The sequence below is a fragment of the Asanoa iriomotensis genome (assembly GCF_016862515.1).
Lineage (GTDB): Bacteria > Actinomycetota > Actinomycetes > Mycobacteriales > Micromonosporaceae > Asanoa > Asanoa iriomotensis.
The window spans coordinates 1-11617 of record NZ_BONC01000010.1 but is presented as its reverse complement, the minus strand read 5'-3'; the positions used below and the strand labels follow the sequence as shown (position 1 = coordinate 11617).

Annotated in this window: 9 protein-coding genes and 1 tRNA gene; 5 read left to right on the top strand and 5 right to left on the bottom strand. The window is 69.8% G+C overall.

The window, feature by feature from the left end:
* The first annotated feature begins 62 nt into the window (after positions 1 to 62).
* Together Air01nite_RS09455 and Air01nite_RS09450 are read left to right on the top strand one after the other, a co-directional pair.
* The gene (locus Air01nite_RS09455) at positions 63 to 1205 is read left to right on the top strand and encodes a sensor histidine kinase (protein ID WP_203701606.1); all 1143 of its coding nucleotides are present in this window, start codon (positions 63 to 65) and stop codon (positions 1203 to 1205) included.
* Positions 1202 to 1849: a response regulator gene (locus Air01nite_RS09450; RefSeq protein ID WP_203701605.1), complete on the top strand. Its 648-nt coding sequence runs from the start codon at positions 1202 to 1204 to the stop codon at positions 1847 to 1849. Before Air01nite_RS09455 ends, Air01nite_RS09450 begins: the two co-directional genes overlap by 4 nt.
* Before the next feature lie 67 nt (positions 1850 to 1916).
* Here the strand turns inward: Air01nite_RS09450 and Air01nite_RS09445 are convergent.
* From Air01nite_RS09445 to Air01nite_RS09435, 3 genes are all read right to left on the bottom strand, one after another.
* Positions 1917 to 1990, bottom strand: a tRNA-Met gene (locus tag Air01nite_RS09445).
* Between the two features lie 78 nt (positions 1991 to 2068).
* The gene (locus Air01nite_RS09440; protein WP_203701604.1) at positions 2069 to 5068 is read right to left on the bottom strand and encodes a UPF0182 family membrane protein; all 3000 of its coding nucleotides are present in this window, start codon (positions 5066 to 5068) and stop codon (positions 2069 to 2071) included.
* Between the two features lie 55 nt (positions 5069 to 5123).
* Positions 5124 to 6137: a YlbL family protein gene (locus tag Air01nite_RS09435; protein ID WP_203701603.1), complete on the bottom strand. Its 1014-nt coding sequence runs from the start codon at positions 6135 to 6137 to the stop codon at positions 5124 to 5126.
* A 173-nt stretch (positions 6138 to 6310) separates the two neighbouring features.
* On the opposite strand from Air01nite_RS09435, the gene Air01nite_RS09430 reads away from it, so the two are divergent.
* Entirely contained in the window at positions 6311 to 7528 is a 1218-nt protein-coding gene (locus Air01nite_RS09430; RefSeq protein WP_505606717.1) for a zinc-dependent metalloprotease, read from the top strand.
* A 265-nt stretch (positions 7529 to 7793) separates the two neighbouring features.
* On the opposite strand, the gene Air01nite_RS09425 is transcribed toward Air01nite_RS09430, so the two are convergent.
* Entirely contained in the window at positions 7794 to 9122 is a 1329-nt protein-coding gene (locus tag Air01nite_RS09425; protein WP_203701601.1) for an ABC1 kinase family protein, read from the bottom strand.
* A 333-nt stretch (positions 9123 to 9455) separates the two neighbouring features.
* Positions 9456 to 9623, bottom strand: a complete 168-nt coding sequence (locus Air01nite_RS09420) for a DUF5679 domain-containing protein (protein ID WP_170215861.1) — start codon at positions 9621 to 9623, stop codon at positions 9456 to 9458.
* Between the two features lie 515 nt (positions 9624 to 10138).
* On the opposite strand from Air01nite_RS09420, the gene Air01nite_RS09415 reads away from it, so the two are divergent.
* Together Air01nite_RS09415 and Air01nite_RS09410 are read left to right on the top strand one after the other, a co-directional pair.
* A complete protein-coding gene (locus tag Air01nite_RS09415) occupies positions 10139 to 10669 on the top strand; it encodes a M48 metallopeptidase family protein (RefSeq protein ID WP_203701600.1) in 531 nt (176 codons plus the stop codon).
* 15 nt (positions 10670 to 10684) lie between these two features.
* Positions 10685 to 11299, top strand: coding sequence for a hypothetical protein (locus tag Air01nite_RS09410; protein WP_203701599.1), 615 nt, complete (start codon positions 10685 to 10687; stop codon positions 11297 to 11299).
* Positions 11300 to 11617: the final 318 nt, after the last annotated feature.

Sequence of the window (11617 nt, the reverse complement as noted above, 5' to 3'; positions counted from 1 at the left end):
ACAGCCGAGCTCCTGTGCTTTTGGCGGATACACCGAGCACACGGGCTGCCTAGCCTGATCAGATGGCCACGAACGCACTCCGCTCGCTGTGGGCCGAACCCCGACCCGCGAATGCCCCGGACCGGGTGCCGCGGGACTGGGTCCTGGTCGCAGCGCTGGTGGGTTGGTCCGTGGTGGAAGTGGTGCTTCGCCAGAACCTGGCGCCGCGCCCGCTGCTGCTACTCGCGGCGTTCGCGGTCATCGGCCCCCTGCTGTGGCGACGCACGCACCCGCTCGTCGCGGTTGTGGTCTCCTTCGGCACGTTGACGATCGTCGACATCGTCAGAATCCTCACCGGGTCGCAAGGCACCCTGCTGAACAGCACCTCCGCGGCGCTGATCCTGGCCTACGCCCTGTTCCGGTGGGGCTCAGGTCGGGAAGCCGCGAGCGGCCTCGGCGTCATCCTGCTCTGGCTGCCCATCACCTACGTGGCCGACCCCATGAGCCTGTCGGACACGGTCGCGGGCTACGCGTTCTTCCTGTTCGCCGCCGCGCTCGGCGCCGCGATCCGCTATCGCGCGAAGGTCCGCATCCGCGACATCGACCAAGCCAAGGCCCGGGAACGCGAACAGCTCGCTCGCGAGCTCCACGACACCGTCGCCCACCACGTATCGGGCATCGCCATCCAGGCCCAGGCAGGGCGTGCCATCGCGGCTTCCCACCCCGAGCGCGCGATCGAGGCCTTCGCCATCATCGAGGACGCGGCGACCCGCACCCTCACCGAGCTGCGCGCCATCGTCGGCGTGCTCCGCGCCGCACAGGACGGCGAGTTCGCGCCGCAGCCCGGCGTGGCCGAGGTCGAGCAGCTCGCCACCGACGGCCAGGCGCGTCCCTGCGTCGAGGTGACGCTCTCCGGCGAGTTCGACGACCTCAGCCCGGCGGTCGGGGCCGCGATCTACCGCCTGGCCCAGGAGTCCATCACCAACGCTCGACGGCACGCCCGCCACGCGACCCAGGTCACCGTCGCCGTCACGGGCGACGCCGACGGGGTGCGGCTGACCATCGACGACGACGGCTCCTCCGGCGCCGGCGGCCCAGCGGGCTACGGCCTGGTGGGAATGCGGGAACGCGCCTCCATGCTCGGCGGCACCTTCCACGCGGGCCCCACCGCCGAGCGGGGCTGGCGGGTGGAGGCGGTCCTGCCCCGAACCGGAACGCCACGATGAGCATCAGGGTTCTCATCGCCGACGACCAGCCCATCGTGCGCAGCGGGCTGACGATGCTGCTCGACGCCCAACCCGACATCGAAGTGGTCGGCGCGGCCGCCGACGGGCGCGAGGCGGTCCGCCTGGCGCTCCAGCTGCGGCCCGACGTCGGCCTGTTCGACATCCGAATGCCGCTGATGAACGGCATCGAAGCCACCCGACGCCTCGCCGGCCCCGACGTCACCGACCCCCTGCCGATCGTGGTCATCACCACCTTCGACCTCGACGAGTACGTCCACGGGGCGCTCAAAGCCGGCGCCCGCGGGTTCCTGCTCAAGGACGCCGGACCCGCCCTGCTGACCCAGGCCATCCACGCCGCCGCCAACGGAGAGGCACTGATCGCGCCCAGCGTGACTGTCCGACTGCTCGTAGCGTTCGCCCACGCACAGACCTCACCACCGAGGCAGCCGATAGAACCGCTGACCGCCCGCGAAGAGGAAGTCCTCGTGCCGGTAGCTCAAGGCCGCACCAACAATGAGATCGCCAGCGAGCTCTACATCACCCCGAGCACCGTCAAAGCCCACCTCGCCAGCCTCATGCGAAAGCTCGGCGCCCGAAACCGCGTCGAGGTCGCCATGTGGGCCTACGAGACCGGCCGCATCTGACGAGGCCACCAAACAGTCAAGGGCACTTACCCGATTCGGGTAAGTGCCCTTGACTGGTGTTTCTTTGTAGCGGGGACAGGATTTGAACCTGCGACCTCTGGGTTATGAGCCCAGCGAGCTACCGAGCTGCTCCACCCCGCGTCGGCTTGTTAACACTAGCGCAAGCTGAGGTGCACTGCCAAAACGGGGGCCGGCGAGCCGCCGGCCCCCGTCTGTGGCTCAGCCTTGCGGTGTGGGCGGAGGCGTCCCTGCCGGGCTCGCCGGCGCTGTCGGTGTCGGGGTCGGTGACGTGCTCGCCGGGCGGTTGTTCGCCGCCTGCTGGGCCGCCTTGAACGCGTCCGCTGCCGCGTCCAGGTCGGCCAGGGCCTTCCCGTAGCGGTTGAAGTCGCCCGACTCCTGCGCGGCCTTGACCTCGTCGATCGCGTCCGAGACCCGCTGGGCCGCCTGGGCCAGCTCCGGCGACATCGCCGCCGGTGGCTGCTCGCCGGTCGTTGGCGGCGGGTTGGGCTGGGTCGGCGGCGCCGGTGGCTGGCCGGCCGCCTGTCTCTGCGCGTCGCCCTTGGCCACGAGATCCTTGATGCCCTGTTGCAGGCTGCTCGCCAGGACCGCGTTGGAGCCGTCGCCGTAGGACAGCAGGACCCGTTGCAGCAGCGGGTACGCGTTCTGCTGGTTGGACTTCACGTAGACCGGCTCGACGTAGAGCATGCCGTTGTCGAACGGCAGCGAGAGCAGGTTGCCGTACTGCACCGCGGCCTTGCCGTCCGCCGCCAGCACCGAGAGCTGGCCACGTACGTCCGTGGCGTTGGTCATCTGCTGGTGCACCTGGACCGGGCCGGAGACCACGCTCTGGTCCGGCAGCTCCAGCGCCTCCAACTTGGGTTGACCGTCCACGTACGACGCGGAGATGATCGCGGCCAGGTTCTGCCGGCCGCGTGGCGTGACCGCCGACGTGAGCTGGAACCGCGGCTCGGCCTGGCCCGGCATCTGGGTCATCAGGTAGTACGGCGGCTGCTTCTGGCCACGGTCCGGGTCGTCCGGCGCGTTCGGGACCTCCCAGTAGTCCTGGCCCGAGAAGAACTCGTTGGGCTCGCTCACGTGGTAGCGGGCCAGCAGGTCGCGCTGCACCTTGAACAGGTCGGCCGGGTACCGGAAGTGGTCGGTCAGCTCCTGCGGGATCTCCGCCTTGGGCACGACCAGGTTGCCGCCGAAGGCCTTGTTCCACGCCTTGAGCACCGGGTCCTGCTCGTCCCACTGGTAGAGCTTGACGGTGCCGTCGTACGCGTCGACGGTCGCCTTCACCGAGTTGCGGATGTAGTTGATCTCTTCGCGGACCTGGGCCACCGTGCCTGTGCCGGTCAGCTCGTCGGTGGTCGCCGACTGCAGGTTGACCCGCTCGGAGTTGGGGTAGGTCGACGCCGTCGTGTAGCCGTCGACGATCCACACCACGCGGCCGTCGACCACCGCCGGGTACGGGTCGCCGTCGAGCTTGAGGAACGGCGCCACCTTGGCGACACGGTCGCGCGGGTTGCGCACGTACAGCAGCTTCGAGTTGTCGTTGACCGCCTCGGAGAGCAGGAAGTTGGTCTCCTGCATCTTCACCGTGTAGAGCAGCCGGCGGGTGAACGAGCCGATCGGCACGCCGCCCGCGCCCTCGTAGGTGTAGTACTGCTCGTTGCTGCCCGTCGGGCGGTCGAACTCGGCGTTGCTGCCCTCGCCCCGCGAGCCGACGACCGCGTAGTCGCCGTCCTCCATCTGTTCGCCGTAGTAGATCCGGGGCTGCTCGGTCTTGATCTCCTCGGTCGCCGACTGGCAACCGTCGCTGCCCTCCTCGCCCAGGAAGCCGGAGACGAAGTACGGCTGCTCGTTGCAGACCCGGTTGGCCGGCGCCGCGACCACGCCGTACCCGTGCGTGTAGATGGTGTGGCGGTTGAGCCAGTTGCTCTGCTGCGCGGTCAGCCCGCGGTAGTTGATCTCCCGGACGCCGACCACGTAGTCCTGCGTGTTGCCGTTGATCGCGTAGCGGTCGATGTCGAGCTTCTCGCCGAAGTTGTAGAAGCCACGGGCCTGCTGCAACTGCGTGTAGGTCTCGGAGAGCAGCTGCGGGTCGAGCAGCCGGATGTTCGGCACGACCGAGGTGTCGGTGGCCAGGCTCGCCGGTGGTGGCTGGCTGACGCCGGCGTACGGCTCTATGTCGACGTCGTTGATCCCGAACGCGGCTCTGGTCGCCTCGATGCTGTTCTTGATGTACGGCCGCTCCTTGTCGAGCGTGCTCGGGTTGACCTCGAAGCTCTGCACGGCCGACGGGTAGATGCCGCCGATCGCCACGGCCGAGATGCCGAGCAGCGCGAGCGAGACGCCCGGCCAGACCAGGTTCCGGATGATCGCGTTGGAGAACAGGATGATCGCGATCGCGACGACGATCGAGATGTAGCCGAGGATCTCCTTGGCCGGCAGCAACGCGTTGACGTCGGCGTAGCCGGCGCCGTAGACCTTGGCGCCCTCGTTGTAGGACAGCAGCAGCGCCCGCCGGTCGAGCACGTACGCGATGGCCTTGAACAGCACGAAGACCGCGACCAGGGTGGTCAGGTGGGCGCGGGCCGCGTTGGTGATGCGGTCGCCGCCGCCCTGCAGGCGCACGCCGCCGAAGATGTAGTGGACCGCGAGCGAGCCGATCACCGCGAGCACGACGGCGGTGAAGCCGACGCCGAGCAGGTAGCGGTAGAACGGGTACTGGAAGACGTAGAACCCGACGTCGATGTTGAAGATCGGGTCCTTCGTGCCGAACGTCTGCGCGTTGCGGAACAGCATCCAGGTGTCCCAGCGGCCCTGCGCGGACAGCCCGGCGAACAGGCCGACCACCAACGAGACGATGGTGACCCAGAGGCCGATCCGCGGCGTCAGCGCGACCCGGTAGCGGTCGAGCGTCTGCTGCTCCGAGGAGTGCGGCCGCAGCAGCGGGCGCAGCCGGTAGGCCAGGTAGAGGTTGCCGCCGATGACCACCGCCATCGCCGCGCCGACCGCCAGGAACAGCAGCAGGCGGGTGGTCAGCACGGTGCTGAACACCTTGGTGTAGTGCACCTCGTCGAACCACAACCAGTCGGTCCACGCGTTGACACCCCAACCGAGCAGGGTGAACAACACGAAGACGCCGACCAGCACACCGACCGTCACGCGGCCACGGCGGCTCATTCTCGGCAGGGGACTGCTACGCATGACCACAGTTGGCTCCGCAACGCTTGGTTAGCTCGGGGGGCGGTGTTCAGACTACGGGGGGTTAGCACATAGGGGCCGTGCCGCCGCTCTTCAGCGCGTTGAGCGCGTTGAGCGCCTCGTCGAGCGTGCCCACCTTGTAGAGCGGCAGGCCGTCGACGGCGTTGTCCTTGGCTTCCTTGCAGTTGTCGGCGGGCACCAGAAAGGCGACCGCGCCGGCGTCCTTGGCGCCGACCAGTTTCTGGGGGATGCCGCCGATCGGGCCCACGTCGCCCTGGTCGTCGATCGTGCCGGTACCCGCGATGATCTTGCCGCCGGTGAGGTCGTCGGCGCCCAGCTTGTCGATGATGCCCAGCGTGAACATCAGGCCGGCGCTGGGACCGCCGATGTCCTCGAGGTCGAACTTGAGGTCGAACGGGTGCGGCTGCTTCTGCTCGATCTCGACGCCGATCCGCTGCTGACCGTCGACGGTCTTCGGGCTGACCGTGGCCTGCGCCGCCTGGCCACCGCGCGTGTAGCCGATGGTGACCGTGCTGCCGGCCGGCTTGGCCCGGACCGCGTCGGTCAGGTCCCCCGCCGTCTTGACCGGCTTGCCGTCGACCGAGGTGATCACGTCACCGGTCTTGAGGATCGACTCGGCGGCACCGCCGGCGGTGACCTTGCTGACCGTGACCTGGATCGGGTAGCCGAGCTCGGTCAGCGCCGCGGTCTCGGCGCTGGTCTGCGAGGCCTGGAAGTCCTCGGCGTTCTGCTGCTCGACCTGCTGCTCGGTCTGGTCCGGCGGGTAGATCAGCTCCCGCGGCACGACCGCCTCCTTGTCGGAGAACCAACCGGCGATCGCGGGCAGGAGCTTGGTCTCCGGAGCCACCTTGACGGTGGTCAGCCGAAGCTGGCCGGCCGACTGGTAGGTCTGCGTCCCGGAGATCTGGATGACCTCTTTGTCGGCCTCTTTGCCCAGGGTGTTGACGGTGGGGCCGGGACCGAGCACGACGTACGGAACCGGGGCGGAGAGCACCCCGAAGCTCAGCAGCACCGTGATCACGGCACCGAGCAGAACCGTCACGCCACGACTTTTCATGGCGGGAAGCGTACCGAGCGTCCCTGAATGGCGTTCCCCGAGTTCTCCCTGGGCTTAAGCATGCGGTACGGTCCCGCGCTCCCGACGCGCGTACCGTTGACCTCGTGCCTGATATTCCGTTTGGCTTCGCGCTCCCGGGCGGCCAGCCGCCGGACCCCAACGATCCGCAGCAGATGCAGCAGTTCATGGCGCAGCTGCAGCAGCTGCTCGCGGCGCCGGGCTCGGGCCCGGTCAACTGGGACCTGGCGCGCCAGGTAGCCGCCGCACAGCTGTCCCAGGCCGGCGACCCGGCCGTTTCACCTTATGAGCGAAACGCCGTGGAAGAGGTGCTGCGCCTGGCTGACCTCTGGCTCGAGCAGGCGGTCGCCCTGCCCTCGGGCGTGCGGACCGCGGTCGCTTGGAACCGCAACGAATGGATCTACCGGACCCTCGACGTCTGGCAGAAGCTCTGCAACCCGGTCGCGGGCCGCATGGTCGACGCGATGGGCGACCTGGTGCCACCGGAGGCCCGCGCCCAGCTCGGCCCGATGCAGTCGATGGTCACCACGCTGGGCGGCGCCCTGTTCGGCGGCCAGCTCGGCCAGGCGCTCGGCTCGCTCGCCGCGGAGGTGCTCTCCGCCGGCGACATCGGCCTGCCGCTCGGGCCGGCCGGCACGGGCGCGCTGATCCCGGCCAACATCCGCGAGTTCGCCAGCGGGTTGGAGCTGCCCGAGGACGAGGTCCGGCTCTACGTGGCGCTGCGCGAGGCGGCTCACCAGCGCCTCTTCGAGCACGTCCCGTGGCTGCGCGGGCACATCCTCAACGCGGTGGAGACCTACGCCAACGGCATCACCGTCAACCGGGAGGCGATCGAGGAGGCGATGGGCCGCATCGACCCGACCAACCCGGAGTCGATGCAGGAGCTGGCGCTGGAGGGCATCTTCTCGCCCGAGGACACGCCGGCCCAGAAGGCCTCGCTGGCCCGCCTGGAGACCACGTTGGCGCTGGTCGAGGGCTGGGTCGGGCACGTCGTCGACATGGCCGTCGGCGACCGGCTGCCCAACGTGGTGCGGCTGGCCGAGGCGTTCCGCCGGCGCCGGGCCGCGGGCGGTCCGGCCGAGCAGACGTTCGCCGCGCTGGTCGGGCTCGAGTTGCGGCCGCGCCGGCTGCGCGAGGCGGCGGCGCTGTGGACCGCGGTCACCGAGCAGCGCGGCGTGCAGGGCCGCGACGGGCTGTGGGCGCACCCCGACCTGCTGCCGTCGGGCGACGACTTCGCCGACCCGGAGGCGTTCGCGCGGTCGGAGTTCGACAACGGCGGCCTGGGCGACTTCGACGACCTGGGCGACATCGACTTCGGCACCGACGAAGGCCCGAAGGAAAACCCGCCTAAGGGCGACGAAGAAGACAAATAGCATTCTTGCTCGGGTCCGGCGGGGGCACGACCGTTGCTCCCGCCAGGTACCACGTCCGCGGTCGTCAGGCACGGGCCCACGTCGGGTCCGCGCCATGCCGCACGCCTGATGGTCGGTCTCATGCTGATGAGTACCGCCCGGACGGCCGAAGGTTCACCCCGATTTTGGCCCTGACCCACAGCGAGCCTGGCGAGCGAAGCGGTCCCTCGCGGGAGGAACGGCACGGACCACGGCGGACCCGAGTGCCGATCCAGATTTTTGATCTTTACGCGACTGGCGCGAAGCCCGGCAGCCACTTCTCCAGGATCGCGCGGTAGGGCGCCCGCGCCTCGAGCTGGCACAGCACGCCGATCGAGCCGAGCGTGACCCGGTGGATCAGCAGGTACGACGGCGGCAGGTTGAGCTGGCGGCTGAGCTGGAAGGCCGGCGACTTGGGGCTGGCCAGGCGGGCCGCCTCGGCGCGCAGCCAGGCGCGGGTGAAGCGGAACTCGTCGTGTGCCAGCGGGTCGAGCATCGGCAGCAGGAAGTTGAGCACCGCCTCGGCGTCGATCTCCTGGTCGGGCTTCAGGAAACCCTCGGTCCGCAGGCCGTCGACCACGGCGTCCGCCTCGTGTGCCAGCGCCAGCCGGGTCAGCCGGCCGACCGGCTCGGGGAGCCCTTCGGGGAGCCGGGCCACCGCGCCGAAGTCGACCACGCCCAGGCGGCCGTCCGGCATCAGGCGGAAGTTGCCGGGGTGCGGGTCGGCGTGCAGCAGCCGGGCCCGGGCGGGCGCGGAGAAATGCAGGGTCGCCATGCGGGCGCCGGCCAGGTCGCGCTCGTCCTCCGAGCCGTTGGCGATGATCTTCGAGAGCGGCTTGCCCTCGATCCACTCGGTGACCAGCACGCGGGGCGCCGCGGCGACGACCTTGGGCACGAGGATCTCGTCGTCGCCGGCGTAGGCCGCCGCGAACGCCTTCTGCGCCTTGGCCTCGAGCTCGTAGTCGAGCTCCTCGCTGATCCGCGCGCGCATCTCGGCGAGCAGCGGCTTGATGTCGAGGCCGGGCTGGATCGCCTTGAACATCGCGCCGAGCCGGGAAAGCTGGCGCAGGTCGGAGAGCAGCGCGTCGCCGGCGCCGGGATATTGGATCTTGACCGCGACCGGACGCCCGGCCTTGGCGCGACTTTTCCAGACCGCCCGGTGGACCTGGCCGATGCTCGCGGCCGCCGCGGGCGTGTCGTCGAACTCCAGGAACCGGCTGCGCCACTCGGGGCCGAGCTGGTCGGCGAGCACGGCGTGCAGGCTGGCCGCGGGCAGCGGTGGTGCCGCTTCCTGAAGCTTGGTCAAGGCCTGGCGGTAGGGACCCGCCATCTCCTCGGGCAGCGCCGCCTCGAAGACGGACAGCGCCTGCCCGAACTTCATCGCACCGCCCTTGAGCTGCCCCAGCACGGCGAACACCTGGTCGGCGGTGCGCTGCTGCAGCTCGGCGGAGATGGCATCTGACGCCATGCCGGTCATCCGCTTGCCGAACCCCAACATCGACCGCCCGGCGAAGCCGAGCGGTAGGGAAGCGAGCTTGGCGGCGCGGGTCACGGCCTGGCGCGGGATGTCGCTCACCAGATCATTGTGACCGACAGTTTACGGACACCCAAGATCATACTTTTCGCGTACGCGGGAGCGTGGCGAAGGAAACGCCCGGAGCGGCCGTATCGTCGCCGGTGGGTAACGGAATGTGATCGTCACCACCCGGCGGTCGGCTCGTTGTCCACAGGTGGCGGGGCCTGTACACGCGGTTATCCACAGCTTCTGGAAAGTTATCCACAACCGGCCAGTAACGTAGTCGCCCGGTTTTCATGACACTGCGTATCTGTCCCACTGTGTCCGGGTCGTGCTCACGCGGGAGGGGGCGGCCGATTCTCCGGCCGCCCCCTCCCGCGATCAGCGCGGTCGTCAGACCTTCGCCTTGCCGAGGATCCGGTTGACAGTGGTGCCACAAACCGGGCACTTGCCCTTGGCCATGTTCATACCGGTCTTCGACACCTCGACGGTGCCGGTGAAGTCGCGCTTCTCCTTGCACTTGACGCAGTACCCGTTGTAGGTCTGGGCCTTGTCGGCCACGATGCCCTCCTAGTCTTGTTCGCCGGATTTGCCCCGGCGAATGCCCGGCCGCGGCACAAGAGCGCCGGCGTCGGGGCTTTCTCCGCGGTCACACGTGCGACCGCCGGTCCGCGGACCCTACCCACATGCGGGCGGTTCCATGTCAGGAACCCGATCATCACCAGCGACGGGGCCGAGCTGGTAGTGCGATATGACACCTGACGCCGACGAGTGTGCATGTCGGACCAGTCCGGATTAGTCAGATTCGCTCCTGACACGCCGACCAAAGCGCTCCTGCGAGCGGGATCACGCCGATTACGGCCCATCCGGGCTCGGGATCCCTTAACGTGTGCCGTAAGGTCCCTCGGGGCGCAGCGGGCGCACCGCTCACCGCGTACCCGCGAAATTTTTTCCGGACGACACGGTGTCAACTAGCACTTTCCCGGCGTGACCGTGTGTGTTGGCCCTTGCGGCGGCATGGCACCTACCGGTTAGCGTGCCTTCGTGAACGGAACCCGGGGCTCCGGGGTGCGGTAATGGCCGCCACGCGGAAGCCGGTCGTCGAGGTACGGCGCTCACAGCGCCGGCGCCGGACGGTGTCCGCCTACCGCGACGGTGAGCGCGTGGTGGTTCTCATACCCGACCAGTTCTCCCGCGCCGAGGAGACCGAGTGGGTTGACAAGATGCTCGCCCGCCTCGCTGCTCGCGAACAGCGCCTCAGCCGCTCCGACGACGAGTTGCAGGCCCGCTCGCAGCGCCTGATCGGTCAGTACCTGGCTGAGTTCGCCCGCACGGCCCAACCGGCCAGTGTCCGGTGGGTGACCAACCAGACGGGCCGCTGGGGGTCCTGCACGCCGGCTGACCGGTCGATTCGCATCTCGCACCGGATCCAGGAGATGCCCGACTGGGTGATCGACTACGTGCTGCTCCATGAGCTCGCCCACCTCGTGGTCCCCAGTCACAACACGCGCTTCTGGGCCCTCGTGGGCCGCTACCCGAAGACGGAACGCGCACGCGGCTACCTGGAGGGCGTGTCGGCCACCACGGGCGTGCTCCTCGCCGACTGACATAACCTGGGTCGCGTGACCCGCCGTGTGATCGTCGTCCTACTCACGCCGGTGACCTGGGCACCGCCCGGTGTCGACCTCGGCAAGTGGCGCCACGCGCTCGCCGAGGACGCCGTCGACCTGCTAGCGACCCTGAACGAGGTCGACCCGGCGATCGCGGCGCTGCCCGCGGACCGCCCGCTGGCGGACGCGGTGGCCTGGCCGTCGATGCAGATCTACGAGGTGCCGACGACGCTGGTCAACGACACGTTCGCGGCCGCGGCGGCGGACGGCTACGACCAGGCGGCCGTGATCGCCGCCGACGCGCCGGACCTGCCGGGCCTGATCCTGGGCAAGCTGTTCCGCCCGCTGACCACGAAGACGCTCGCGGTGGCCCCGGCCGAGACCGGCCACGGCCTGCTCGGCGTGGCCTCCCGCCTGCCGGCCCCGGCCTGGCTGCCACCCCTGGACCTCGACGCGGACGTGCCTGCGACGGCCATCCGCCCACACGCCCCGAACCCGGCCGAGGTGGCCACCGCCCCACCGTGGCGCCGCCTCCGCGGCCCATCCGACCTGGCCACCCTCGACCAGGCGGTAGAGGGCTGGGACGCCACCCGAGCCCTCCTGACCAGCGGCACCACGATCACCTGAGCTTTCCGCAACCACCGACGCCGCCCGACGCCCGACGCCCGACGCAGCGCATGATCGTGGCGCTCGTCGCGCGCTGACGAACGCGGTCGAGGGTGATCAACGGCGGAGAGCGCGTGTTGTGATCACCGCCTGCGGCGACGCAGAGGCGGAGGCGCCGGCTGGCTCGCCGCGTCGGCCATGGCACGGAGGCGGCGCCCCAAACCCGCGCCGGGGCGGCACCGGCTGGAAGCCGGCGGCTCGTCGCCACGCCGGGCGAGGCCCGGAAGCGGCAGGCGCGCGTCCTGCGTCGCGGTCCGTCGGCAGGGCCAACCGCGGGCC

Coding starts and splice junctions, on each gene's coding strand:
- Air01nite_RS09435 (WP_203701603.1), bottom strand. CDS start 6,137: ATGAAAAGTCGTGGCGTGACGGTTCTGCTCGGTGCCGTGATCACGGTG.
- Air01nite_RS09430 (WP_505606717.1), top strand. CDS start 6,311: ATGCAGCAGTTCATGGCGCAGCTGCAGCAGCTGCTCGCGGCGCCGGGC.
- Air01nite_RS09415 (WP_203701600.1), top strand. CDS start 10,139: ATGGCCGCCACGCGGAAGCCGGTCGTCGAGGTACGGCGCTCACAGCGC.
- Air01nite_RS09450 (WP_203701605.1), top strand. CDS start 1,202: ATGAGCATCAGGGTTCTCATCGCCGACGACCAGCCCATCGTGCGCAGC.
- Air01nite_RS09455 (WP_203701606.1), top strand. CDS start 63: ATGGCCACGAACGCACTCCGCTCGCTGTGGGCCGAACCCCGACCCGCG.